Annotated in this window: 29 protein-coding genes and 1 other annotated feature; of the genes, 4 read left to right on the top strand and 25 right to left on the bottom strand. The window is 42.2% G+C overall.

Going from position 1 to position 25,663, the window contains the following annotated elements:
• Positions 1–289: 289 nt before the first annotated feature.
• From Q0A12_RS02995 to rpsB, 6 genes are all read right to left on the bottom strand, one after another.
• Positions 290–1,096 (bottom strand): phosphatidate cytidylyltransferase, encoded by an 807-nt coding sequence (locus tag Q0A12_RS02995; protein ID WP_291291227.1) that lies wholly within the window; start codon positions 1,094–1,096, stop codon positions 290–292.
• Positions 1,093–1,890: an isoprenyl transferase gene (locus Q0A12_RS02990; RefSeq protein WP_291291226.1), complete on the bottom strand. Its 798-nt coding sequence runs from the start codon at positions 1,888–1,890 to the stop codon at positions 1,093–1,095. The genes Q0A12_RS02995 and Q0A12_RS02990 overlap by 4 nt, the downstream gene beginning before the upstream one ends.
• 413 nt (positions 1,891–2,303) lie before the next feature.
• Positions 2,304–2,861 (bottom strand): ribosome recycling factor, encoded by a 558-nt coding sequence (frr, locus tag Q0A12_RS02985; RefSeq protein WP_291291225.1) that lies wholly within the window; start codon positions 2,859–2,861, stop codon positions 2,304–2,306.
• Position 2,862: 1 nt separating this feature from the next.
• Complete coding sequence (gene pyrH / locus Q0A12_RS02980; protein ID WP_291291224.1) at positions 2,863–3,585, bottom strand: UMP kinase; 723 nt, start codon at positions 3,583–3,585, stop codon at positions 2,863–2,865.
• Between the two features lie 144 nt (positions 3,586–3,729).
• Entirely contained in the window at positions 3,730–4,611 is an 882-nt protein-coding gene (gene tsf / locus Q0A12_RS02975; RefSeq protein ID WP_291291223.1) for a translation elongation factor Ts, read from the bottom strand.
• A gap of 113 nt (positions 4,612–4,724) precedes the next feature.
• Positions 4,725–5,513, bottom strand: a complete 789-nt coding sequence (gene rpsB, locus Q0A12_RS02970; protein ID WP_291291222.1) for a 30S ribosomal protein S2 — start codon at positions 5,511–5,513, stop codon at positions 4,725–4,727.
• A 298-nt stretch (positions 5,514–5,811) separates the two neighbouring features.
• Between rpsB and Q0A12_RS02965 the strand changes: the two genes are divergently transcribed.
• Entirely contained in the window at positions 5,812–6,282 is a 471-nt protein-coding gene (locus tag Q0A12_RS02965; protein ID WP_291291221.1) for an ArgR family transcriptional regulator, read from the top strand.
• A gap of 58 nt (positions 6,283–6,340) precedes the next feature.
• Here Q0A12_RS02965 and argS read toward each other — a convergent pair whose 3' ends face one another.
• From argS to Q0A12_RS02915, 10 genes are all read right to left on the bottom strand, one after another.
• Positions 6,341–8,032 carry an arginine--tRNA ligase gene (gene argS / locus Q0A12_RS02960; RefSeq protein ID WP_291291220.1) on the bottom strand — a complete coding sequence of 564 codons (1,692 nt, stop codon included), beginning with the start codon at positions 8,030–8,032 and terminating at the stop codon, positions 6,341–6,343.
• Between the two features lie 85 nt (positions 8,033–8,117).
• Positions 8,118–8,320 (bottom strand) — a binding site (T-box leader).
• Between the two features lie 83 nt (positions 8,321–8,403).
• Positions 8,404–9,414: an ornithine carbamoyltransferase gene (gene argF / locus Q0A12_RS02955; protein WP_291291219.1), complete on the bottom strand. Its 1,011-nt coding sequence runs from the start codon at positions 9,412–9,414 to the stop codon at positions 8,404–8,406.
• A gap of 192 nt (positions 9,415–9,606) precedes the next feature.
• On the bottom strand, positions 9,607–10,626 hold the full coding sequence (gene tsaD / locus Q0A12_RS02950; protein WP_291291218.1) for a tRNA (adenosine(37)-N6)-threonylcarbamoyltransferase complex transferase subunit TsaD: 1,020 nt from the start codon (positions 10,624–10,626) through the stop codon (positions 9,607–9,609).
• The gene (gene rimI / locus Q0A12_RS02945; protein ID WP_291291217.1) at positions 10,623–11,087 is read right to left on the bottom strand and encodes a ribosomal protein S18-alanine N-acetyltransferase; all 465 of its coding nucleotides are present in this window, start codon (positions 11,085–11,087) and stop codon (positions 10,623–10,625) included. Before rimI (Q0A12_RS02945) ends, tsaD begins: the two co-directional genes overlap by 4 nt.
• Positions 11,080–11,622: a ribosomal protein S18-alanine N-acetyltransferase gene (gene rimI / locus Q0A12_RS02940; RefSeq protein WP_291291216.1), complete on the bottom strand. Its 543-nt coding sequence runs from the start codon at positions 11,620–11,622 to the stop codon at positions 11,080–11,082. The genes rimI (Q0A12_RS02945) and rimI (Q0A12_RS02940) overlap by 8 nt, the downstream gene beginning before the upstream one ends.
• Positions 11,606–12,328, bottom strand: a complete 723-nt coding sequence (gene tsaB, locus Q0A12_RS02935) for a tRNA (adenosine(37)-N6)-threonylcarbamoyltransferase complex dimerization subunit type 1 TsaB (RefSeq protein ID WP_291291215.1) — start codon at positions 12,326–12,328, stop codon at positions 11,606–11,608. Before tsaB ends, rimI (Q0A12_RS02940) begins: the two co-directional genes overlap by 17 nt.
• Before the next feature lie 234 nt (positions 12,329–12,562).
• The gene (locus Q0A12_RS02930) at positions 12,563–13,549 is read right to left on the bottom strand and encodes a LacI family DNA-binding transcriptional regulator (RefSeq protein ID WP_291291214.1); all 987 of its coding nucleotides are present in this window, start codon (positions 13,547–13,549) and stop codon (positions 12,563–12,565) included.
• Between the two features lie 41 nt (positions 13,550–13,590).
• Positions 13,591–15,072: a UDP-glucose--hexose-1-phosphate uridylyltransferase gene (galT, locus tag Q0A12_RS02925; protein ID WP_291291213.1), complete on the bottom strand. Its 1,482-nt coding sequence runs from the start codon at positions 15,070–15,072 to the stop codon at positions 13,591–13,593.
• 13 nt (positions 15,073–15,085) lie between these two features.
• Complete coding sequence (galE, locus tag Q0A12_RS02920; protein WP_291291212.1) at positions 15,086–16,075, bottom strand: UDP-glucose 4-epimerase GalE; 990 nt, start codon at positions 16,073–16,075, stop codon at positions 15,086–15,088.
• A 48-nt stretch (positions 16,076–16,123) separates the two neighbouring features.
• The gene (locus tag Q0A12_RS02915; RefSeq protein WP_291291211.1) at positions 16,124–17,281 is read right to left on the bottom strand and encodes a galactokinase; all 1,158 of its coding nucleotides are present in this window, start codon (positions 17,279–17,281) and stop codon (positions 16,124–16,126) included.
• 153 nt (positions 17,282–17,434) lie between these two features.
• Between Q0A12_RS02915 and Q0A12_RS02910 the strand changes: the two genes are divergently transcribed.
• Complete coding sequence (locus tag Q0A12_RS02910) at positions 17,435–17,602, top strand: DUF3042 family protein (protein WP_291291210.1); 168 nt, start codon at positions 17,435–17,437, stop codon at positions 17,600–17,602.
• Between the two features lie 23 nt (positions 17,603–17,625).
• Here the strand turns inward: Q0A12_RS02910 and Q0A12_RS02905 are convergent, their stop codons facing one another.
• From Q0A12_RS02905 to Q0A12_RS02865, 9 genes are all read right to left on the bottom strand, one after another.
• Entirely contained in the window at positions 17,626–17,988 is a 363-nt protein-coding gene (locus Q0A12_RS02905; protein WP_291291209.1) for a DUF488 domain-containing protein, read from the bottom strand.
• Between the two features lie 156 nt (positions 17,989–18,144).
• Positions 18,145–18,543 (bottom strand): rhodanese-like domain-containing protein, encoded by a 399-nt coding sequence (locus tag Q0A12_RS02900; protein ID WP_291291208.1) that lies wholly within the window; start codon positions 18,541–18,543, stop codon positions 18,145–18,147.
• A 15-nt stretch (positions 18,544–18,558) separates the two neighbouring features.
• Positions 18,559–19,524 carry an ROK family glucokinase gene (locus tag Q0A12_RS02895; RefSeq protein WP_291291253.1) on the bottom strand — a complete coding sequence of 322 codons (966 nt, stop codon included), beginning with the start codon at positions 19,522–19,524 and terminating at the stop codon, positions 18,559–18,561.
• The gene (locus tag Q0A12_RS02890) at positions 19,524–19,733 is read right to left on the bottom strand and encodes a YqgQ family protein (RefSeq protein WP_291291207.1); all 210 of its coding nucleotides are present in this window, start codon (positions 19,731–19,733) and stop codon (positions 19,524–19,526) included. The genes Q0A12_RS02895 and Q0A12_RS02890 overlap by 1 nt, the downstream gene beginning before the upstream one ends.
• Before the next feature lie 18 nt (positions 19,734–19,751).
• Positions 19,752–20,432: a rhomboid family intramembrane serine protease gene (locus tag Q0A12_RS02885; RefSeq protein WP_291291206.1), complete on the bottom strand. Its 681-nt coding sequence runs from the start codon at positions 20,430–20,432 to the stop codon at positions 19,752–19,754.
• Positions 20,429–20,986, bottom strand: a complete 558-nt coding sequence (locus Q0A12_RS02880) for a 5-formyltetrahydrofolate cyclo-ligase (protein WP_291291205.1) — start codon at positions 20,984–20,986, stop codon at positions 20,429–20,431. The genes Q0A12_RS02885 and Q0A12_RS02880 overlap by 4 nt, the downstream gene beginning before the upstream one ends.
• A gap of 76 nt (positions 20,987–21,062) precedes the next feature.
• Positions 21,063–22,043 carry an iron ABC transporter permease gene (locus Q0A12_RS02875; RefSeq protein WP_291291204.1) on the bottom strand — a complete coding sequence of 327 codons (981 nt, stop codon included), beginning with the start codon at positions 22,041–22,043 and terminating at the stop codon, positions 21,063–21,065.
• Positions 22,040–23,023, bottom strand: a complete 984-nt coding sequence (locus Q0A12_RS02870) for an iron ABC transporter permease (RefSeq protein ID WP_291291203.1) — start codon at positions 23,021–23,023, stop codon at positions 22,040–22,042. The genes Q0A12_RS02875 and Q0A12_RS02870 overlap by 4 nt, the downstream gene beginning before the upstream one ends.
• Entirely contained in the window at positions 23,020–23,811 is a 792-nt protein-coding gene (locus Q0A12_RS02865) for an ABC transporter ATP-binding protein (RefSeq protein ID WP_291291202.1), read from the bottom strand. The genes Q0A12_RS02870 and Q0A12_RS02865 overlap by 4 nt, the downstream gene beginning before the upstream one ends.
• Before the next feature lie 214 nt (positions 23,812–24,025).
• Here Q0A12_RS02865 and Q0A12_RS02860 point away from each other — a divergent pair, with 214 nt between their 5' ends.
• Both Q0A12_RS02860 and rpmG read left to right on the top strand, forming a co-directional pair.
• Positions 24,026–24,916 (top strand): ABC transporter substrate-binding protein, encoded by an 891-nt coding sequence (locus Q0A12_RS02860; RefSeq protein ID WP_291291252.1) that lies wholly within the window; start codon positions 24,026–24,028, stop codon positions 24,914–24,916.
• 161 nt (positions 24,917–25,077) lie between these two features.
• On the top strand, positions 25,078–25,227 hold the full coding sequence (rpmG, locus tag Q0A12_RS02855) for a 50S ribosomal protein L33 (RefSeq protein WP_003126840.1): 150 nt from the start codon (positions 25,078–25,080) through the stop codon (positions 25,225–25,227).
• Positions 25,228–25,663 lie beyond the last annotated feature (436 nt).

Here is a 25,663-nt window from a genome sequence, read left to right as displayed (position 1 = left end):
CCCCTAATGAGGAACTTCCGGCGTTATTGTAACAAGAATTTAAAGAAGTGACACCATCACTAACGGGATGCTATTTTTTTCCTTCCCTTCGCCTCTTGCGGTTGCCTGCTTTTCCCCACAACTACACCGGAATCAATAAAATCACACCTTCAACCATACAAGCATTAAAAAACCTCTAAATGAGCCCGCCTGTAACAGCAACGTTCATTTAGAGGTATATCAGAATTATTTTTAATTTCGAGTTTCGAAAAAAACTTAAAAATCGACAGTGTCCTTGATCACGTACTTTCTAAAAAACACCTAATAAGTACATGATTGGAAAAACAAACAACATGCTGTCAAATCGATCAAGGATCCCACCGTGACCAGGTAAAATATTTCCCGAATCTTTTACACCGTAATGTCGCTTGATGGCAGATTCAACGAGGTCGCCAAATTGGCCAGCAATAGAAAAAATGATTGTCAACAAAATCATGACCAAACTTCCATGACCAAAGTAGTCTTTTCCTGGGAAGGTGAGCAAATAAAGAGCCGCGACTACAACGGCTGATGCAATCCCGCCTAATGCCCCTTCAATGGTTTTGTTGGGCGAGATTTCCGGCCATAATTTGTGAGCTCCAAACCGGCGACCAACCATATAGGCGCCAATATCTGTCGCCCAGACAACAAACAGACCAAAGATCAAGACAATCAATCCATCTGGCGCCAAGCGGGCCGTCAAGAAGCGTTCAAAGCCCACCCCTACATACAGACTGACCAAGACAGGAAAACCTGCTTCATCGATAGTATACATGTTTTTAGAAACCACGGCGATTCCTAATAACAATAGAACGATCAAATAAAACAATGCGCTTTTATCTGTATTCGCCGGTAAAAAGGCAAACCAAGGATCCTTTGGTAAAACCAGGATCACAGCCCCAATAATCGACAAGACCCCTTCAAAACTGAGAACTGCTAATCCTTTCATACGGAAGAGTTCAAATACACCAATTCCCGCAAGTAAGGCTGCCGTCAATTCGATGGCTATTCCTCCGATATAAATCACAGGTAAAAAGAATGCTAATGCCACCACTGCGGTGATCACACGTTGTTTCACTGTTTATCCTCCTCCTTGTTCACCCCACCAAAACGCCGATTCCGCTGCTGAAAACTGCCGATGGCAGCCTCTAACAGCTGGGCATCAAAGTCAGGCCACAATGCTTTAGTGAAAAAGAGCTCGCTATAAGCAATTTGCCAAAGAAGAAAATTACTGATCCGTTCTTCCCCACTCGTTCGGATCACCAATTCAGGATCCCGAAGTGCCACTGGCAAAAAGCCAGTCATTAGATGTTTTTCCAACATTTCCTCTGTGACTTCCACAGATTCCTGTGTGTGGTCGAGTTCTGCATAAAGCGTTTGGATTGCTTGCAACATTTCTGCGCGACTGCCATAATTCAATGCGAAGTTCAGCACCATTCCTGTATTTTCCTTGGTCTGTTCAATGGCCCGCTTGACCGCATCTTGGGTATGGGTAGGCAGATATTCGGTAAAGCCCATCACATGGACTTTGACATTTTCTTTGATCAACTCGGGTACAAATGTGTCAAAAAAATCAACAGGCAATTGCATCAAATAATCCACTTCTTCATTCGGCCGTTTCCAGTTCTCCGTTGAGAAGGCGTACAATGTCAAGACTTTTACACCTAACCTTGAAGCATGGGTCGTAATCGTCTTAACGGTTTCCATCCCTTGTTTGTGCCCTGCTACTCGCGGCAAACGCCGATTTTGAGCCCAGCGACCGTTTCCATCCATAATGATCGCAATATGCTGAGGCACAGATAATGCCGGATCAAATTCGAACTCAGTTTCTTCCTTAACATATTTGTCTTTTTGTGGAAAAAAACGCAACATATGATTCGCTCCTCTTCCGTTTCGTAAAATTCATCCTTCTCATTATAACAATAATCATATTTCTTGCCTATGAAAAGTAAAAAAAGAAATCTATATTAAAGAAAATCAAAAACATTTTTTCTTTTTGTTAAGAAAAAGAGACTGTACCATAAGTCTCCTACAAGTAACCATATCCGAACATTAACTAGTATTGCTCCTACGGTGCAGTGGCTCCTCGTCGCAAAAAGTCAGAGGAATCTGTAGCAATAGCATATGATTCGGTTTCACTTGTTGGATGTTGACTTATGTCACAGTCCCTAGTATTGCTCCTACGGTGCAGGGACTCCTCGTCGCAAAAATCCGAGGAATCTCTAGCAATAGCATATGATTCGGTTTCACTTGTTGGATGTTGACTTATGTCACAGTCCCGCTTCTTATACTTCTAATAATTCTTGTTCTTTTTCAGCTGCGATCTGATCGATTTCTTTGATACTGTTATCTGTCAGTGTTTGGACTTCTTTTTCTGATTCTCGCAGATCATCTACCGTGATATCGCCAGATTTTTCTTGTTTTTTGTAAGCATCCATTGCATCACGACGAATATTACGAACAGCGATTTTGGCGTTTTCCGCTTCTTTTTTCACGTCTTTTGCTAATTCTTTCCGGCGTTCTTCCGTCAATTGCGGGATAACTAAGCGGATCACTGATCCGTCATTGGCAGGTGTGATACCAATATCGCTTTGCATGATTGCTTTTTCCACTTCTTGAATCATGGTTTTGTCGAAAGGCGTAATCATCAAAATCCGGGCTTCAGGAATCGTGATCGATGCCATTTGGTTCAGCGGTGTTGGAACACCATAATAGGTTACCATCACACGGTCTAAAATACTTGCGTTCGCACGGCCAGCACGAATTTGTCCTAGCTCACGTTGCAAGTTTTCTGCTGCTTTTTTCATTTTATCTTTTGCTTCTGTTAAAATTTTGTCAGCCATTCTATTTCCCCCTCACTGTCGTTCCAATATGTTCTCCTAAGATTGCACGGCGGATATTTCCTTGTTCATTTAAATTAAAGACAACTAACGGAATATCATTATCCATGCTTAATGAGCTTGCAGTGGAATCCATGACTTGCAATCCTTTCGAAATCACTTCCAAGTGCGTAAGTTCTTCAAACTTCACGGCACTTTGGTCGAGTTTTGGATCTGCTGAGTAGACACCATCCACGTTATTTTTTGCCATCAAGATCACATCGGCATTGATTTCAGCCGCTCGCAAAGCAGCCGTCGTATCCGTTGAAAAATAAGGATTTCCTGTACCACCGGCAAAGATCACTACGCGCCCTTTTTCTAAATGCCGTTCTGCCCGGCGACGAATATAAGGCTCTGCGATTTGGCGCATTTCGATAGATGTTTGAACGCGAGTCGGCACACCAGCATTTTCAAGGGTATCTTGCAAAGCCAATGCATTCATGACAGTTGCTAACATCCCCATATAGTCTGCTTGTGCACGTTCCATGCCCATTTGAGCGCCGATTTGACCACGCCAAATGTTACCCCCACCTACTACGATCGCCATTTCAACGCCAAGTTCATGAACCTCTTTGATTTCTTTGACGATTTCTTGAATCGTTGGCGGTTTGATACCAAAGCCTTCATCTCCTGCCAATGCTTCTCCGCTCAGTTTTAACACAACACGTTGATATTTTGCTTTACCCATGATGATTCCTCCGTACATTCTCCAATACTATTGTAGCATATTGGCGCCATTCTGTTTGAATTTGTGCAATTTTTTTGAAAATCGGTTTTTGCTTAAAAAAAGGGAGCGCACTTCCATGCGTTCCCATCTGTTCGAGGAACAGAATTATTTTTTGACTTGGCTCATAACTTCTTCTACAAAGTTATCTTCACGTTTTTCGATACCTTCGCCGACTTCAAAACGAACAAATGATTTCACTGTTGCGCCTTTTGAAGCAACAAATTTTTCAACAGTCATGTCAGGATCTTTAACGAATGGTTGGTCAACCAAAGCGATTTCTGCTTTGAATTTTTTCAAACGGCCTTCAACCATTTTTTCAACGATGTTTGCTGGTTTGCCTTCGTTTAATGCTTGTTCAGTCAAGACTTGTTTTTCGTGATCCAATTCTTCTTGTGAGATTTGAGATTCATTCACATAGCGAGGATTGATGGCAGCAACGTGCATCGCTACATCTTTCGCTACTGATTCGTCCGTTGTTCCTTCAAGAACAGTCAAGACAGCGATACGTCCGCCCATGTGCAAGTAGCCACCGAAAGCAGAGTTGTCATCTTTTTCAACAACTTCAAAACGACGGAAGCTGATTTTTTCACCGATTACTTGCGTTGCTTCGATCAAAGCTGCTTCCATTTTACCTTTTGATGTTTCTAACTGCAAAGCAGCTTCCATATCAGCAGGTTTGTTTGCAGCGATTACTTCTGCGATTTCTTTAACTAAATCTTGGAACATTTCGTTTTTAGAAACGAAGTCTGTTTCAGAGTTTACTTCAACGATTGCAGCGGCATTGCCGTTGATAGCAACAGATGCCAAACCTTCTGCAGCAATACGGTCATTTTTCTTTGCAGCTTTAGCCATTCCTTTTTCACGCAATAAATCAACGGCTTTTTCGATATTTCCTTCGACTTCGACTAAGGCACGTTTTGCATCCATCATACCTACACCAGTCATGTCGCGCAATTCTTTTACTAATTTAGCTGTTACTTCTGCCATTTTTTGTTTTCCTCCTAAATGTCATTTAACAAGCCTAAACTTGCCTTTTAAAAAAGCTGTTTCAAAGGAGAGTGAGGCTTGGCGCCTAGCCTTTGAAACAGCTCCATCATTTCTTATTCAGCTGATACATTGTCGCCTTCGACAACATCAACGATTTCTTCGATTGAAGTAGCATTTTCTGTTGATTCAGCAGAAAAATCTTCTTCAACCACTTGGTCTTCGCCTTGGTTGCCTTCGATGAATGCATCTGCCATTTTAGCAGTGATCAATTTAACGGCACGAATCGCATCGTCATTTGATGGGATAACTACATCGATCTCATCTGGATCACAGTTTGTATCAACCATCGCTACGATTGGGATATTTAATTTACGTGCTTCTTGGATCGCAATGCGTTCTTTGCGTGGGTCAACAACGTACATTACATCTGGAATTCTAGGCATATCAGCGATACCGCCTAAGAATTTTTCAAGACGTTCACGTTCTTTGTTCAAACCAACGACTTCTTTTTTAGGAAGGACATCAAATGTGCCATCTTCTTCCATTTTGCTGATTTGTTTCAAACGAGCAACACGTTTTTGGATGGTTTCCCAGTTTGTCAAAGTTCCACCCAACCAACGATGGTTTACGTAGTATTGACCTGAACGGATTGCTTCTTCTTTGATTGCTTCTTGGGCTTGTTTTTTTGTTCCTACGAACAAAGCAACTCCGCCTTCTTCTGCAACGTTTCTCATGTATTCGTATGCTGCATCTACTAACTTAACAGTTTTTTGCAAGTCGATGATGTAGATACCGTTTCTTTCTGTGAAGATATATTTCTTCATTTTTGGGTTCCAGCGACGTGTTTGGTGTCCAAAGTGTACGCCGGCTTCTAGCAATTGTTTCATTGAGATTACTGCCATGATTTGTTTCCTCCAATTTGGTTTTGATTTCCTCTCTTGCTCTTTAGCTCTTCGAAGAACTGATTATCAGCACCGCTTCGCAGATGGAACAAGATGTGGGATTAGCGAAAGTCATAATGCTCACGCCTTAAATAGTATACAGTAGCTACTTTAGAATTGCAACTGCTTTTCTTCAATTGCTGTGTTCCTTAGCGCATATTTCATATAAATAACAATTCTTCTATTTCACTAAATTCTAGGTTTTTAGCCTGTTATCTGCTATGATAATGCTGAATAATACAATTAAAGGAGTCTATTTATGCGTAAATCCGACCGGCATTTATTGATCAAACAGATTATTGCAGAACAAAGCGTGGGTACCCAAGAAGAGCTGCTGCAGTTGCTCGAAGCCCAAGGGGTAACCGCAACCCAAGCAACAATCTCACGTGATATCCGGGATCTTAAAATCGTTAAACAGCCTGATGAAACAGGCCAAACAAAATTTATTCTCTTTCAAGGAAGCAATTCTCCAGAAAATACAAAAGCCGAAGAACAGCGGTTGATCCATATGCTTGAAGATGTCGTCACCAAAGTGGATCGTGTCCAATTTATGACGTTGATCAATACGATCCCTGACAACGCCCCTTTATTGGCAGCAGCATTAGATGAAGTTTCCATGCCTGAAAAAGTTTGCTCTCTCGCTGGCTTCGATACCGTGGCAGTCATTTCTCGGACAAATGAAGATGCCATCAAGCTGACAGAGTACATCAAATCCCACGCCATTCTCTAAAAATCGAAAAAGATACCAGCAACAAGCCTTGGGGCTATCGCTGGTATCTTTTTTTCAATTACATTTTATCAGGTGCATGCAAACCTAACAGACGTAAGTCTTCTTTCAACAAGACGGTTACGGCGTAAACCAATGCCAATCGTGCTTCTTTTTGCGCATCTTCTGCTAGAATCTTGACATTTGCGTAATATTTGTTGAAAGCTTGGGCCAATTTGATCGCGTGTTTGGCAATCACTGATGGCTCATATTTATCTGCAGCCTGTAGGATCGTTTCTGGGTAGCGTTGGATCAACTTGATCACTTCCCAGCTCTCTGGATCGTTTAATGCCAAATCTTGTACAGCGGCAGGATCAAATTGCGCTTTTTCTAAAATACTCATCGCCCGCGCATGAGAATATTGAACGTAAGGTCCGGTTTCTCCTTCGAAACGAACCACTTCTTCTAAAGTGAAATCGAAGTTGTTCAAACGGTCATTTTTTAAATCGTGAAAGACGACCGCACCGACACCCACTTGTTTGGCAACTTCATCTTTGTTGACTAAGCCTGGATTTTTTTCTGTGATTTGTTCTTTCGCAGATTCGATGGCTTCATTCAATACTTCTTCTAGTAAAACAATTTTTCCTTTTCGGGTAGAAAGTTTTTTCCCATCTTTGGTGATCAACCCGAATGGAATATGGTGCATCTCATCAGACCAGTCGAAGCCCATTTCTTTCAGAACAGCTTTCAATTGTTTAAAGTGATAACTTTGTTCATTGCCGACAACATAAAGAGACTTAGCAAAGTCATAGGTCCGTTTGCGGTACAACGCTGCGGCCATATCCCGAGTGATATACAAGGTGGCGCCGTCAGATTTGCGGATCAGGGCTGGATTAAGTTCATAGGCAGACAAATCAACGATTTCTGCGCCTTGGTCTTCTTGCAACAAATGCTTTTCTTCGAGAAGTTCAACGACTTCCGTCATTTTATCATTGTAGAAGGCTTCCCCGTTCAATGAATCAAAACTTACTTCCAGCATATCGTAAATTTTGTTAAATTCTTTCAATGACTCATCACGGAACCATTGCCATAATTGGGTTGCTTCTGGATCGCCATCTTCTAACTTCTTGAACCATGCCCGAGCTTCGTCTTCCAATGTTTTATCATTTTCCGCTTGCTCATGGAAATCAACATATAAGCGCAACAATTCGTTGATTGGTTCTTTCTTAACTGCTTCTTCCGAACCCCACTTTTTATAAGCGACGATCAATTTCCCAAACTGAGTTCCCCAGTCGCCTAAATGATTGATCCGGATTGGCTGATAGCCGATTTTTTCAAGAATAAAGCCAATCGAATTTCCGATCACTGTAGAACGTAAATGTCCCATTGAGATTGGTTTCGCAATATTTGGTGAAGACATATCGATGGGAACTGCCTGTTGATTGCCAATGGATTGATCCCCGTAGTGATTTTTTTCTTTCAAAACAGTTTCTAAGACGTGCTCACTGATTACTTCTTTATTCATAAAAAAGTTCAAGTAAGGACCCACGACTTCAATTTTTTCAAAGGAAGCAGGATCGATTTTTTCTGCCATTTCACCAGCAATCTGCTGTGGTGCTTTGCGATAGACTTTAGCTAAAGCAAAAGCAGGAAACGCTACGTCTCCGTGTTCAGCACTTTTAGGATTTTCTAATAATTGACTGACTTGTTCCAAAGTCAGCTCTTCTTTGACAGCGGCAAAAATGGCTTGTGCAACGATTTCTTTATTATTCATTTTTTTCCCTCCATTTGTTTCGATACGATAGTCCTCCCTAGCAAATGTAGCGGTACACAAAAAAAGCCCCTAGTGCATCATATGCACTAGAGACGAGACTTCCCGCGGTACCACTCTATTTATCCTTTAAGGAAAGGTCCTTAAAGGATCGACTTATTTCTGATAACGGCAGAATTCCGTTTGCTAGGCAAAATCTCACAAGTGCGTTTCACTTTCTTGATTGTTCGGCTCCCACCTTCCCGAACTCGCTGAAAAACAAAAGTTACTCTTCTTGCTCATCGATTATCCACTATTTTGTTCCCAGAAAGTATAACAAAAAATAATCGGTTTGGCTAGCTTGTTTTTCGCCTTTGCAAGGATCTTGCAGAAAATTAAACTTTAGGGATAAACAGATCCCCTAGTGTGACCGCCATAATAGCTTTGATGGAGTGAAGCCGATTTTCAGCTTGGTCAAACTGGCGTGCCTGTTTACTGTGAAAAACGTCATTGGTCACTTCCATCTCCTTTAAGCCAAAATCTGCAGCAATGTTGGCCCCATATTTGGTTTGTGTATCATGAAACGCAGGGAGACAATGGAGGAAAATGGCTTGCTCATTGTTGGTTTTTTTCATTAATTCGGCATTTACTTGATAAGGCATCAACAGGTCGATGCGTTCTTTAAATTTTGTTTCTTCTCCCATTGAAACCCATACATCGGTATAAACAACGTCGACGCCAGCTACTGCTGCCACGTCATCTGTAATCAGAACTTCTGCTTGCGTTGAGTGGGCGAATTGCTCAGCCAAATCGATGACTTGTTGTTCCGGCTGCAATTCTTTTGGTGCAATGATTCGACAGTTGACTCCCAGAATACTGCTAGTCACCAGTAAGGATTGGGCAACGTTATTTCTGCCATCCCCGCAGTAAGCGATCGTCAGACCTTCAAGACTGCCGAAATTTTCCTGAATCGTCATAAAGTCTGCGATCATTTGTGTCGGATGCCAGGTGTCGGACAATCCATTCCAGACCGGAACACCAGAATATTTTGCCAAATCTTCAACGATTTTCTGACTAAATCCACGGTATTCAATTCCGTCAAACATTCGGCCAAACACTTTGGCTGAGTCTTCGATGGATTCTTTTGTTCCCATTTGAATATCGTTAGCGCCTAAAAATTCCGGGTGTGCACCTAGATCAATCGCAGCAACGGTAAAAGCCGCTCTGGTTCGAGTAGAATTTTTTTCAAACAAAAGAGCAACATTTTTTCCTTCCAGATAGCGATGGGGGATATTCTTTTGCTTCAATTCTTTTACATGCAACGAAAAGTCGATCAGATACTGCAATTCATTTTTGGTAAAATCTTTCTCCGCTAAAAAACTACGGCCTTTAAATACGGATTTCATTTCTCTTACACCCTTTCCTGCTTACACTTTTAGCCAGTATACATCTTTTTGGATTTTTATTCAACTTATCAAATCTTTTTGTATATTCAATCGCAACGATCCTCATGCGACTAAAAGACCGTGACAATCGCTAAGATTGGAATCCTAGCACTGTCACGGTCTTCTCTGCAATAACCCCCTATCCAATGGCGATTAATTCATTTCATGGCCAAAGCTCAAGCTTGGTACAGCGTTTAACGTTAATGGGGCAAACTGTTGTTTTTCTAACAGAATATGCCCAAATGCCCCAATCATGGCCGCATTGTCCCCACATAAACGTAAAGGCGGAATGATTAATTCAATCTCCGGCAGCTCACTCATTGCCGCTTGTAAAGCTTCCCGCAATCCTTGATTCGCAGCCACACCTCCTGCTACAATCAATTGCTTGACGGGATAATGCTTGCAAGCGCGAATCGTTTTAGTGACCAGCACCTCTACGACACTAGCTTGAAAACTAGCAGCTAGATTGACCTCATCCAGTGCTTCTCCTCGTTGCTGTGCGTTATGGACAAAATTGATAAAGGCACTCTTTAAACCGCTAAAACTAAAATCATAGTTGTCTTCATGAATCATCGCTCGCGGAAAATGATACGTGTCTTCCCCCAAGTGGGCCAAACGATCGATTTCTTTTCCACTGGGATAAGGCAGTCCCAAGACGCGGCCCACTTTGTCATAAGCTTCTCCGGCAGCATCATCTCGAGTCTCTCCAATAATTTCAAAAGAGCCATCTTCCGCCATATACACCAATTCGGTATGCCCACCGCTTACTAACAATGCAAGTAATGGGAATGTCAGTGGTTTGACAAAACGAGCCGCGTAGATATGACCTGCCATGTGATTGACAGGCAGCAGTGGTAAGCCATGCGCCCAAGCAAAAGCTTTTGCAGCAGACAGTCCGATCAATAATGCGCCCACTAGACCAGGACCATAAGTGACCGCTACCGCAGACAAGTCTTCCGGTGTCACTTCTGCTTGGTTCAATGCCTCTTCTAAACAAAGAGTGATCTGCTCCACGTGGTGCCGACTGGCTACTTCTGGAACAACCCCTCCAAAGCGCTGATGACTTTTTATTTGAGAAGCAACGATATTGCTTAAAATCGTGTCTCCATTTTTTATGACAGCGACACTTGTTTCGTCGCAACTGCTTTCAATGGCTAAAATCAATTCATTCATGTGATTGATACTGGCCTCACTTTCTTTTCCATGATCAATGCATCCTCTTGGGGATGACTATAATAATTTTTGCGGCGGCCAATGATCTCAAAACCACTTCGCAAATATAACGCTTGTGCCGGAAAGTTACTTACCCGTACTTCCAGAAAAATTCGTTCCACGCCAGCGGCCAGACAAGACTGAATCATTGCTTGCAGCAACTGTTTACCGATCCCTTGTCCTTTTTTTTCCGGTAGAACAGCGAGATTACAGATCTCCGCTTCCTCCAAGACTTGATGGTAACTGATAAATCCTTCCATCGGCAAATTGAGAATTAAATAATGACTGTGAGCAACAGCCAAATCTTCTTTGAATTGCTGGCAAGTCCAAGGAGAACCCTCTTGATAGCTGGCTTCAGCTAGTTGCCATAATAGTTCTTCACTTTTTGCAGGTAAGTCTTCCTTATTAAACCATTCATTCATTTAAAAATTTCACCATATCTAATGCATCTTCATTTCCTTCGGTATAGTAGGCATTTTTGATTGCGCGGGAGACAAAACCCAGTTTTCGATAGAGTCGCTGGGCATCGCGATTACTTAAACGCACTTCCAGAGAAAGTCGGTCACATTTATTTTTTCGGGCATACTGTTCGATTTCGGTTAACAAAAAAGAGCCGACACCTCGGCCTTGATATTCTGGTATAACAGCAATATTGGTGATATGCGCATCTTCTCCCAACAAACGAACACCAACAAAACCGATCATGCGCTCATTTTGTAAAATGCACAAATATAAATGCTTAAATCGTGAATAAATTTCTGAAAGAAAGGCACTCTTTGTCCAAGGCAGTTCCCCGGCATACACCAATCGTTCCACTTGCAGCAACTCTTTGATGTCCTCACCGACAATCTCACGAATCACATAGGTTTCATTCTGAATCTCTTTCGTCTGTTCCGGGTATTGAACTTTGCGAAAAAGGGTCAGCTTTCCTTTGAAAGATTTAAATTTTTTCAACATACGTATCGGCTCCTGGGGTATGAGATGCTAACCACTTTTCTTCCGCTTCAACAAGTTTCAAGTATTCTGGTACAAAATCATCGATAGAAGGAACAGGTGCTTCAACTGCACTTAATTCCGCCAAAACAACGCCATTAGGATAATTCCATAAAGCGACCGGATTGATTTGTGCCGAGGGCAGTGCTTCAATGAGTTGCGGTGCAAATTTTGCGACGTCCGCGCCGACAAATAATACTTCTGAAGGCTGCTGAGCTAATAATTGCAATAACTCAGTTAACGCCACGTGCTGATCTTGAATCACTGGCTGTAATTCTCCCTCTTGCCAACGATAACCACCAGCATAGACATTGTTGCGGCGAGCGTCAAATAATGGCACGATCAATTTTGAGACCCCAACGCAATTTGCTGCGATGCTCTTCAAACTTGAAACAGCCACCAATGGAATATGTAATGTATCAGCTAATGTTTTTGCGGTGGTGACACCGATCCGCAATCCGGTATATGACCCAGGTCCTTTGGCAACGGCGATTCGTTCCAGCTCTTTTGGTGCAATTCCCACAGATTGCATCAATAAATCGATCGCTGGCATCAATGCACTGCTGTGATTTTTGATGGCCATCGTTTGGCTTTGACCAAGAATTTGCTGTCCGTCAACGACCGCAATGGCCAATGTTTGATTTGATGTATCGATCGCTAATGTTTTCATTGTTTTTTCTCCCCAATCAAAAAACTCATTCATATTTTACCATATTCTGATAAAATGCCAAACTTTGCTTATTTGATTAGACAAGCAGGCGGAAAATAGTAAAAAATGCCCTAAGAACCTATGGGCCACGACAGCTGTTGTCTGTAGCAAAGAACTCCCCGAAGCAAGTTCTCTTCACACATAGATTCTTAGGACATTTCCGTCTCCGTCAGTCATTAGTAGGATCGTTCCTACTCACTGATCTGTAGACTGGCGCTGAATCAATTCAGTCGCAATAGTGACCTTTCGCGGAACTGGTGCGGGATTCTTGATAATCTCAAGTAGTGTTGTGACTGCCAACTCCCCCATCCACTCCGTATGAACTTTGATCGTCGAAAGGGTTGGGAAAACATATTTAGCGACACTGACATCATTGAAACCAATCAATGAGAGATCTTCAGGCACACGAATCTTTTTTTCTTGCAATGCCCGCAGTGCGCCAATTGCTAATGCATCACTGGAAGCAAACAATGCCGTCGGTAGGTCCGTATTCTCTTGCAAGTAACGCTTCATTGCCTGATACCCGCCTTCGACAGTAAATGGTGCAGCGAGATGATACGCTTCATCATAAAGACGCAGTCGGGTCAATCGTTGTTTAAAGATCGTCAGCCGAGGGTCTTCGATTTCTTGCCGGCTTCCTTTTGTGAATTCAATACCAGAGAATATCGCAATTTTTTGATGTCCCTTGGCAACAAAATGATCAATGACTAAATCCACTGCTTGCTGAAAATCCACCACTAATGAATCCACACCAGCCGAAAGGCCATCGAAATCAACCAGCAAAAGATGGGGCTGCGTTTTTTTTAGCTCTGCGATCTGTTGCGCATCAAACTTTCCTAATGCGATCGTTCCATCTACTTGCGTCTCACTGATAGAAGCAAAGGATTCTTTTAGTAAGCGAATCCCAAGTTCTTCAGTTTTGTTCTCGATCCCTAATCGAATAGCCAAATAATAGAGATCTGCCAGTTCTTCTTCCGTATCAAACCATTGGATCAAACGAATCCGACCATTTTCTACTTGGTTTTTCTTTTTGTGCTTCGTATAGTTCAGTGCTTCAGCTGTTTTAAAAATTTTTTCTTTGGTTTCTGAACTGACTGATAACTCACTGTCATAATTGAGGACACGAGAAACAGTCGCCGGTGAAACCCCTGCCTGTTCAGCGATATCTTTAATCGTAGCCATCCTCGCGCCTCCTTTTTGTTAATTCCATCTCATCAAGCCCCTTAAAGTTGGCTGATAAAACGCGTAAATGCAACCTGTCCGGACGCATCACGTTTAAAGACTCCTGCATATTCTAATACTTTTGCAAAAATCCCACCCACTTCTTGATAGACGATATCCGTAACAGTTTCTTCTGTGATGGTATAGGATTCCTTCATTGATTGCGCCCACGGCAAATGATAGGCGGCCATTTGATTTGGCTGATCAAGTAGATAGGCCCTCACTTCTTTCAACTCAGTGGCTAAACGTGGCGGTAAGACCGCTAATCCCATCACCTCGATCAAGCCAATGTTTTCTTTCTTGATGTGTTGAACATCTTGATGAGGATGGAAAATCCCATCCGGATGTTCATCGGAAACATTGTTATCCCGTAGAACCAAATCCATTTCAAAGAGCCCGCCTTGTTTACGAGCAATCGGTGTAATGGTGTGATGGGGTGTCCCATCTTCTGAATAAGCATTGATGGAAACGGACGGATCCGAATACTCTTTCCATTGTGCCAAAATATAATCTGAAGCAGCCGCCACTTTTTGTTTGTCACTGCCTTGAATCCGAATAACGGAAAGGGGCCATTTCACGATTCCTACTGTCAGTTCGTCAAATCCGGTTAGTTTGAATGTTCTCTCAATCGGCGCTTTGGCCATCGCAAAGGTGTGCCGTCCGCCTTGATAATGGTCATGAGACAAGATGGATCCTCCTACGATCGGCAAATCAGCATTTGAACCGACAAAATAGTGAGGCAGCACTTCCACGATCTGTAATAATCGATCGAAGGTCTTGCGGTTGATTTTCATCGGCCGATGTTCCAAGGATAAAAAGATCGAATGCTCGTTGTAATAGGCGTAAGGGGAGTATTGGAAGCCCCACGCCTCACCATCCAGATTCATCCGGATAATGCGATGATTGGTCCGAGCAGGATAATTCAGCCGTCCTTTATAGCCCTCATTCTCTAAACACAGGAGACATTTCGGATAATCAATCGTTGCCGCTGTACGTTGCGCAGCAATTTCTTTAGGATCCTTTTCAGGTTTTGACAAATTGATCGTGATTTCCAGCTCGCCATATTCGGTCATAACCGGGAAGACGATATTTTTCTGGATCGCCCGGGTTTTGATGTAATCATTCTGCTGACACAATTGGAAAAAGTAGTCAGTCGCCTCTTGAGGATCTTTCGCATAATGCTGAGCAAAAAAAGCATTGACGACCGAAGGCGGCGGTGTCAAGAAATCCATCAGTTGCGCTTCAAAAATCTCTGTTTCGGCGAGTGTATCACCAATCACTTGATTTTTTTTCGCTTGCGCGATCAATTGATCCATTAGCACCACGGATTGTTCTTCGACGGGTCTGACCGTAGGTGCTTCAAACGCTTCTTCTCCCACCATGCCTAAGATCCGATTTTGTAGATAAATGCGATCCATTTCCATCCAGCCACCAGCTTGAATCGCTAATGTCACGAAATCACAGATTGTTTGACTGAGCGTCATGTTTTGTTGCCTCCTACTCTTGATAACCTTCTGGATGGCTCACATGCCAATTCCAAGCTGTTTCAATTATTTGTTTCACATCGGTATATTGTGGGTTCCAACCTAAAACCGCTTTGGCTTTGTCGCTAGAAGCCACTAATGTACTTGGATCGCCAGCACGACGTGGGGCTACTTTCGCAGGAATCTCTTTTTTCGTCACGATACGAGCTGCATCCAGCATCTCTTTGACTGAATAGCCATTGTTGCTGCCAAGATTGAACACATTGCTGGCATTGCCTTGTTTCAAATATTCCAATGCAAGAATGTGGGCACTGCACAAATCTTCTACGTGAACATAATCGCGGACACACGTTCCATCTGGCGTGTCGTAGTCATCTCCAAAGATCGCTAATTCTTGCCGTTGACCTAAAGCAACTTGCAAGATGATTGGTACCAAATGGGTTTCAGGATCATGATCTTCTCCAATCGAAGCATCTGATTTAGCTCCGGCAACATTAAAGTAGCGTAAAGCAACATACTTCATGCCGTAAGCTTCATCACACCAGCGCATCATTTTTTCCATCATCAATTTGCTTTCCCCATAGGGGTTCTTGGGATTTGTCGGTGTTTCTTCCGTGATGGGACTTTGTTTTGGCTCGCCATAAGTCGCAGCGGTAGAAGAAAAGACAATGTGTTCAACATTGTTTTCTTTCATGACTTCTAGCAGCACTTGCATCCCATATACATTGTTGTTAAAGTATTTCAATGGTTTTTCAACTGATTCCCCCACGAGAGAACTTGCGGCAAAATGAATCACTCCATCAATTGTTTCTTTCTCAAAAACGCTTTGCAAAAAGGTTTTATCTCGAATATCTCCTTCGTAGAAAACCGCTTCTGGATGGATCGCTTGACGATGACCTGTTAACAGATTATCTACGACAACGGCTTGGTATCCTTTCGTAATCAATTGATCAACTGCATGAGAGCCGATATATCCGGCGCCGCCTAATACTAAAATAGCCATTCTTTATCATCCTTTTCTTTTGTTTATTCGATGAGTCCGTCTTACATTCTACAGTTTTCGTGCGCCATCATCAATGCTCGCTTGATAAATATCTGTCTCATAACCGATTTTTTCAAGATAGCTAGCCTTAACAGCCGATTCAAATGTAGCCCATTCGCTTTTTTTCACCAAAGCGATGGCACAGCCGCCAAATCCAGCCCCGGTCATTCGAGCACCTAAAACCGCTGGCTGCGCTTGGGCCGCTGCCACCAAAGTGTCCAATTCGACTCCCGTAACTTCATAATCATCTCGCAAAGAAGCATGGGAAGCATCTAACAGCTGACCGAAAGCATCTAAATCTCCTGCTTCCAATGCGGCTTTCGCTTTTAAGGTACGTTGATTTTCTGTTACAGCATGTTTTGCCCGTTTGATCAATACGGGATCTGCGATCAATGAGGTATGAGCAAAGAATGTTTCTTCGTCCAATTCCCCTAGTGACTGGATCTTCAATTTTGTTTGCAGCCGTTTTAATGCCTCTTCGCACTCGGCACGGCGCTCATTGTATTTTGAATCAGCCAATTCGCGGCGCTTGTTGGTATTCATGATCGCTACGACATAGTCACCAAATTCTGCCGGCACCAATTCATAGGCTAACGTGTTGGTATCCAACAATAATGCATGATCTTTTTTCCCCATCCCGATAGCAAATTGGTCCATGATGCCAGAATTCACACCAATAAATTCATTCTCAACTTTTTTCCCAGTCAGTACCAATTCCAAACGCTCGATTTCCAAGCCGAACAAATCTTCAAGAATAACCCCAGTCAATAATTCAATAGACGCGGAAGAAGACAATCCTGCCCCATTGGGGATATTGCCATAAAAGGCGATATCCATCCCTGAATCGATGACATGCCCTGCTTCTTTCAAGAAGCGAATCACACCTTTTGGATAATTGGTCCAATCATCCTCTTTGCGATAATCCAAATCCGTTAAAGAAAATGTGATGATCCCTTTTTCCGGGAAATTTTCTGAATAAAGGTGTATTTGATTGTCTGATCGTTTTCGCGCTACTCCATAAGTTCCGATGGTAATGGAAGCAGGAAACACATATCCCCCATTGTAATCTGTATGTTCGCCAATCAAATTAATGCGCCCTGGTGCAAAATAGCTGCCTGTGCCTTCTTCGCCGAATTTTTCTGTAAAAATTTGTTGTAGCTGTTCCATCTTGTTCACTCCTTCGTTCTATTTAGTAAATTTATTATAAAATATTTACTAAATTTTATCAAGGGTTTACTTGGTCGTTAAGGGCTTATTTTTGATATTTTTGCTCTTTTGTTTCATAATAGAATCAAATAAGTAAAGGCGAGGTGGAGAAAGATGAAACGATTTCTTTCAGGATTTTTAGTCGGTACCGTGGCGACGATCGCGGCAGCTGCAAGTGTAGCGATGACTGTCAAAAAACAAGTGATCGATCCAATCGATGAACAACAAGCACAAAATGAGGAAAAGAGAAAACGAGCAATGCGTAAAAGCGTCTCTCGTTAATACAAAAACTGCCATTGAAGATTTTACTTCAATGGCAGTTTTTTCAATTCTTCAGCTAAGACAACCGCTTGATTATGGGTTTCATCTTTGGCACCATAAACCAAAGTCACGGTTTGATGGTCTTTTACTAGTTGCTGTAGTGCCTTAAAGGCATCATTGGCTGGCTGTTTTTTTAGTTCTGCTAGGTATTTTTGACAAAATGCTTCAAAACGCGCTGGATCATGACCAAACCATTTGCGCAATTCCGTACTAGGTGCCACCTCTTTCAGCCAAGAATCAATCGCCGCCGCTTCTTTTTTGACCCCCCTTGGCCAGATTCGATCAACTAGGACTCGATACCCATCAGATGGTGTTGCAGCCTCGTAGGCACGTTTTACCTTAATCATTTCAACCCACTCCTTTGGAACCACTACACATTTTTTCAAAAAAAGACCGAGTTCATGATGACAAGGTCCGCGATTCCAGCTGCTGAATGGTTTCTAACGATTCATTCTCGCACCTCTAGCCTCTTGTCTGATCATTGACCTCAGTCTTTTGGTTGATTAGCTATTTTTTTTCTTTGTTTTTCCGCTCCAGCCTTCATAGCCTTCTTTAAGGATATACACATCTTTAAAGCCTTCTTTTCGAAGTTTATTCGCTGCGCGAATACTTAAAGATTTACGGGTATCATACAAGTAGATTGGCTGATCTCTCCGAAAGGCACTAAAGGAGTTTGTTAACACAGTAAATGGGATATTTCTGGCACCCAAGATGTGACCTGCATCAAACTCATTTTTCTCACGAACATCGATCACTTGCGCTTTTTTCATTCCATTCTTAAATTCTTCTTCGGAAATGATTTTTGCGGATCTTCTACCCATGATTTGGAAATACGCCCAATTTAATGCGATTGCCAATAAAATCAACCCTAAAATGATATTAATCCAGTTAAAAACAGACATCTTACCTTTTCCTCTCTACTTTGCAAATTGTAATGCTAATGATGCGGCACCGATCACGCCAGCATCGTTTCCTAACTCAGCTAATTTGATTTCCGTACTTTCAGTTACTTGCGGGAAGGTAAATTGTGCAAAGTAATCAGCTACACGGCTACGTAAAAATTCACCTGCTGCTGAAACACCTCCACCTAGAACAATACTGGAAGGATTGAGTGTATTACCCAGATTTCCGCAGGCAAGTCCCAAGTAGAAGCAGACTTTGTCGACGACCATCAATGCAAACGGATCTTTTGCTTGGGCTGCTTCAAAAATATCTTTACTAGAAATGTCTTCCCCATTATCCAATTCTTTTTTCAGTTCAGAGTCGCCAGCATATTCCTCTGCCAAATGTCTTGCCACTCGAACAACACCCGTCGCACTAGAAACTGTTTCTAGACAGCCGCGCTTGCCGCAAGTACATTCAAATCCTTCTGGATCTACTGTAATATGGCCGATTTCTCCAGCACATCCTGCCACACCATGTAAAAGTTGTCCTTCCATGATGATTCCGCCACCAACACCCGTGCCAAGAGTGATAAAAATCACGTCTGGGTTGTTATCTCCGGCACCTTTCCAACGTTCGCCTAATGCGGCAACATTGGCATCGTTATCGATAGCAAAAGGAATTCCCGTTCCTTTTTCGATGGCTTCTTTGACGGGCTGCAATGTTTTCCAGTTCAAATTGTAGGCGCCGATAACGGTTCCTTTTTTCCGGTCAACACTTCCTGGAGTTCCCATTCCGATTCCAATAAAGTCTTCCGCTTTCATGTCATACAAGTCCAAACGGTGATTGATTGATGCAATGATCTCTGGTACGATGTGTGAACCTTCATCAAGAATATTGGTATCGATACTCCATTTTTGTTGAATCTCTCCTTCAGAAGTCAATACGGCAAATTTAACCGTGGTTCCACCTAGATCGATTCCGATGATTTTTTTGTCCATCACTTATTTTCCTCCCGGCTCTCTTCAATCCGGTGTTCACGTTTTAAAATACGCCAAGCGGTCATATAGGTATCTCGATCGATCAGACGGCTGTCATAGAGGTTTCTGACTTCCATCTGGATCAACTCGATATCATAGATCCGCTTGCCTACATAAATATAAACACCAAATTGTTTCAATAGTTGTTGTACGTCATATAACGTTTCCATAAACACACTTCCTGCTTATTATACAAGTATTTGATACTTTTTTAAACCATATATCACAAAAACTGCCAGCAAAAAAAGAAAAACGATGGCAGAAAGAATTCGGGTATGAATCGAATATTTTCCATAGTTCTTAGGTAAAGCCAATGCATTGCCTAAGATGAATCCCCCCAAGATACCTCCGACATGTCCCCAAATATCAATCGATTGATCAAATAAACCAAACACGAGATTCAAGACAACGAACAATGCAAATTGACGAACCATCGCTTGGATCTGGTAATCATTTTTAAAGTGCAGCCCCAGAATCAAAAAGGCGCCAAACAAACCAAACAATGATGTGCTGGCACCTGCAGACTGAATCCCGGCCTGATTAAAGGCAAAACTCATCGCATTTCCCAAGATGCCACTGGCTAGATACAAGACAAAGAATCGGGTATGACCATAAATTGCCTCGACCTGCTGTCCCATAAAATAGAGGATTACAGAATTGACAGCAAAATGAGCGAGACCAAAATGGATGAAAATTGGCGTTAGAAAGCGCCAGTACTCGTTCATGTAAGCAACGTAGGGTCCAAACATAACTCCAGATACTTGAACCATCGGACTTAAATAACCGATAACAAAAACCAGTGTCTGGATGGCTAAAAACGTATAAGTCAGGAATGGCTGATTGAGCCATCTTTTCATTTGTCTATTCATTCGTAAACTCCTTTTTCACCGAAAGAAATCTGGTCAGTGATTATTTTCTGGACAGGAATGTCAAAAGAATCCGGCTGCCAGCGATCATCGAACTGCTCTGCAAAAACGAGAGACAATTTCTTGCCTGAAAAATCCGCCAGAAACCGATCGTAATAGCCGCCGCCAAATCCGATCCGATACCCTTTAGGGGAAAAGATCAAACCAGGAACGATCAACAGATCTAAATCCGCGATTTTCATTTGCGAAAGGGGTTCTTCTACCCCAAATGAAGATAGCTGATACTCGGTTTGAGGGGACACTTGATAAAAGCAAAGCTGCTTTTCGACAGCGACTGGTACAGCCAGCCGCTTGTTTTCAAGAAATCCGCGGGCAAAAATAGGCTGGGTATCAAACTCAAAAGGCAATGAACGGATCAGCCCCACCGACTCTGCCTCCCCCCACTCTTTAGAAGCAAACAATAGCGACTGAATGATTTGCTCTTTATGCTGCTTTATTTGGGGATTCAGTTGCTTCAAACGCGTTTGTCCTTGTTCGCGCAATAGTTTTTTATCCATGATTCAACAACTCCTACTCCGAATAGTACCAAAAATACGACGTAAATAGCAAATACAATCGTGAGAATCTTTTTCATCATCCTTGCTTTTTTTGACGAAGCAATAAAAACAAAAAGTATGGCGCGCCGATAAGGGCAATCACGATGCCCGCGGGAACTTCTCCTTCTTGAAGCAACAGGCGACCGATGGTGTCGCTGACTAAAACCAATATCGCGCCAATCATTCCCGATGCCAGCAACGCCGATCGCGACTCATTGCCAATCAAACCTTTTGCGATATGGGGTGCCAACAAACCAATGAAAGCCAAATTTCCAGTATAACCAACACTACTAGCAGCCAAGCCAACAGATAACACTAACAAGCAAGTACGTAGAAAATTCAAGGGAACGCCTAAACTGATTGCTTGTTCTTCTCCAAAGCCTAATAAATTGATCCATGGCGTGAGCCAAAAAGCCAATAAACCTAGAATCAAAACCCATGGCACTAAACTCAAAACTTGTGACCAAGAAGTCCCCCAGATTGATCCTGAAAGCCATGCGGTAACAAAACTATAGCGCTCTTTTGATAATTGAACGGTCAATAATAACGTCGCCGAAGCAAGACCTGCATTAACCGCAATGCCAGATAATAAAACTCGCTCCATGGAAAGGAATTGCCGATATTTATAGGCTACTATATAAACAAGCAGTGCAGCGAATAACCCGCCGATAGTCCCAATGAGCGGCAACAATTGGGACCCCTGGGCATAAAAACCTAAATAGAACATCACACAGAAGCCTGCCCCATTATTGATCCCTAAAATACTGGCATCTGCTAACTCATTTCTAGTGACGCCCTGCAGCAAAAAGCCAGAAAAACCAAAGGCAGACCCAGCAATCAATGCCAGTAGCGCTCGCGGGAGTCGGAAGTCAAAGAAGATCAATGATTGACTTGTCGTGGCCGTTTGTTGCCAAAGCGCGAGCCAGAGATCAAAAGAAAAGAAGGTTTTCCCCACCATGATACTGCCGCAAAACGCCAGAAGAACCAAAATAAAAAGAAACCCGATTTTTTTCTTCATAGCTGTTCCCTCCGAATCTTTACTAATAAGAAAGGAACACCAATCAAAGCCATAATGATCCCAAAGGGGGTTTCAAAGGGAGGCCGAATGATTCGTCCCACCCAATCAGCTAAAATCACCAGTATTCCGCCAGCAATTAAAGACAAAGGTAAAATCATCTGGTAATTTTTGCCGATGATCCCCCGGATCACGTGAGGAACGATCAGTCCAACAAAGCCAACTGGTCCCACTACTGACACAGCCATCCCTGCCAACATAACGACAACCGTCAAAGACAGAAGACGAATTCTTTCAGGATGCTTTCCTAAAGAAATCGCCAGCTCATCCCCCATCGCCAACAAATTCAAGGACTTTCCTAAACCAAGGACAATACAAAATGCTACAAAGTAAATGGGGCTAATCACTCGCAGTTGCGCCCAAGTTACGTTTGCCGCGCCACCGATAAACCAGAATGCCAAGTCTTGGTTCAAGTCAAACTGCAGTGACAAGACTTGACTAATCGCAGAAAAAAAGGAACTCAATGCGACACCAGCTAAAATCAAGCCAGTCGGCGTCATTCCGATCCTTGAATACTTCGTCAATAAGAATAAGAAAGCCGTTGCTAAAAAGGCGCCTAAAAATGAAAACAGTGCCGCTTGATTCGGTTGCAGTGAAGGAAATACAATGAATGCTAAAGCCAATCCAACTGCCGCTCCACTGTTGATTCCAAGCAATCCGCTATCGGCTAATGGATTTTTAGTGACCCCCTGCATGATCGCGCCAGTCACTGCAAAACTGCTACCAACAATAAAAGAGGCGCAGACCCGGGGCAAACGAATATTTCGGATCACTTGATGGGTTTGGTTTTCTGCATCAAATGCAAAGAAAGCCGCTTTGATTGTCGCAAAAGGAATATCTGCTGCTCCTTGTATCAAGGCTAGAAAAAAAACAGCGATCAGTAATCCGCTCAAGACAAGCAAAAGAATCGTAAATTTTTTCATGTATTTGCTCCCAGCTCATAGGTCAAAATTAACGGCTTCGAACTATTGGGAAAGGTCCCCATAACCGCTTCGATTGCAAACAGCTGCTGTAACCAATGGTGTGTCAATACTTCCTCTGGTGTCCCCCAAGTCATTAATTGCCCTTCCTTCAGTGCAAAAATATAATCGGAAAAACGAGAAGCATGGTTCAAATCGTGAATCGATAGAATGATCGTTTTCCCATATTTTTCATTGATTCGTTTTAGCAATAGCAGCACTTCTAATTGATGGGCCGGATCTAAAAAGGTTGTTGGTTCGTCTAAGATAACGATCTCTGTATCTTGTGCTAATGCCATAGCGATCCAAACCCGTTGTTTTTGCCCCCCTGAAAGTGTTTGAATAGTCACATCTGCCAATTCTAACAGATCGGTGGCTTCTAGTGCCCATTCAATGGCTTGATAATCTTTTGTTGTCAATCGACCTAGTCCTTTTTGATAAGGAAAACGGCCATAAGAAACAATTTCTCGAATGGTTAATCCGATCGAGGAATCACTGACTTGCGACAATAAAGCTATTTTCGTGGCAGCTTCCTTCGTTTTGATCGATTGCAAGTTTTGCTCATCTAAATAAACTTCCCCTTCTAATGGAAGAAGAATGCGGGCGAGTGCTTTTAGAAAAGTTGATTTTCCACTACCATTCGGACCAATCAACCCAATGATTTTTCCTTCTGGAATCGTGATTGTTATCTTTTGCACAATTTTTTGTTTTTGATAGCCGACAGATAAATCGACCGTGCGTAATTTTGCCATATCGTTCCCTCAAAATTCTATTGATAATGATTATCAATTATGTCTGTTTTCCCCCTCTCCGTCAATGCTTCACATCAAAAAACAAGATAGGATTGACAAATACAGGGATCTTCGTGATAATAGCAAAATGAAAGTGAGAATGATTCTCATTTATATCACAAGGAGGACTCAAATGAAAAAACGATCAACAAAAACATTTTTTTGGCTGTCTTGTATGATGATGGCCTTCGCTTTAAGTGCGTGTTCCACCGCTTCAAAAAACACAACGTCGACTGAATCCACTACTTTGAAAGATGCAGCTGATCACGAGGTCACGATCCCTAAAGAGCCAAAGCGGATCATCGGCAGTTATTTAGAAGATTATTTGGTTGCATTAAATGTCACCCCCGTTGCCCAATGGACAGTCGGCAATGACAGCGATCAAGGCTATTTGCAAGACAAACTAAGTGATGTTCCAAGAATCAACTACGATTTGCCTTATGAAGATGTTTTAAGTTACGAACCAGATTTACTACTGATCGATAACAATTCGATGGTTGAAGGCGATAAATACGCACAGTACAGTAAAATCGCGCCAACTTATGTGGTTAAAAATGGCGAGGATGTAACTTGGCGGGACCGTTTGACGGACATTGCAAAGGTGTTAGATAAAGAAGGCCAAGCTGCAAAAGTAGAAAAAGACTATGATGCATTAGTGAAAACAACGAAGCAAGATTTTGCGGATAAAATCAATGGAAAATCCGTCGCTGTTCTTTGGGTCACCAACAATTCCGCATTTATGGTTGCGGAGGATCGCTCCAGTGGACAACTTCTTTACCATGAGCTAGGCTTTTCTGTGCCGCCTCTAGTTTCTGAGATCAGTAAAACGGCAACTGCCGATTGGTCTGCCGTTTCTTTGGAAAAACTCGCTGAACTAGATGCTGACTATTTAATTTTAGTGAACAGCGATCAAGGAGCCGACTTTTTTAAAGACCAAGTTTGGCAAAATCTTAAAGCAGTCAAAGAGGGAAATCTTTGGGAGTTTGGACCTAAAACCAGCTGGCTCTATAATGGACCAATTGCCTATACAAAAATGATCGAAGATGTGCAAAATAAATTGCGCTAACTGACTGCACTCAAATGAGTCCCGACCTAACCCGAAATTTCGTCAAGTAAAATTACTTAACAAATTTCATCAAACCACTAGCATTCCTTTGCCAAACATGCTATTATATTTTAGTCTGAGAGGAATCTTAGAGAATTCTTGATTATATGGGAGGGAAAAACATGCGCGTAAACATCACATTAGAGTGCACTTCTTGTAAAGAACGCAACTACTTAACAAACAAAAACAAACGTAACAATCCTGATCGTTTGGAAAAGAAAAAATATTGCCCACGTGAAAGAAAAGTTACTTTACACCGCGAAACAAAATAATACTATTTAAGAAGTTCGCAAACGTTGATTACTTTGGCGTTTACGAACTTCTTTTTTTTAAACACTTCAATTTGACTCACATATTAACCCACAAATATTCAACAATAACTTTTCAAATCTTGTTACCATTTGAATCCCTCCTACTCGATTCTGAGTAAGAAGATTTTGTGTTACTTAAGATCTTTTTGAAAGTACACTTGTAAAATCTTCTCCTGCAATCAGTAATTGCGCGTTTTGTTCCCACCATGCTGAGAATTTTCATTTAACCCCCAAAGTCTTTTACAAATCTCTTGCACTTACCAATTGCTCATCAATTTCGTTTTTTGCTACTTTGATTAAATTCGTTTATCGGAATCTTCCTCCCATTTAAGGGGAAACAAATTTAACAACAGTTTTATAAATTATATTGACACCAAAATACACTATAGTGTAGCAT

Source organism: Enterococcus sp. (assembly GCF_022711995.1).
GTDB lineage: Bacteria > Bacillota > Bacilli > Lactobacillales > Enterococcaceae > Enterococcus_D.
This window is presented reverse-complemented; position numbering and strand designations above follow the sequence as displayed.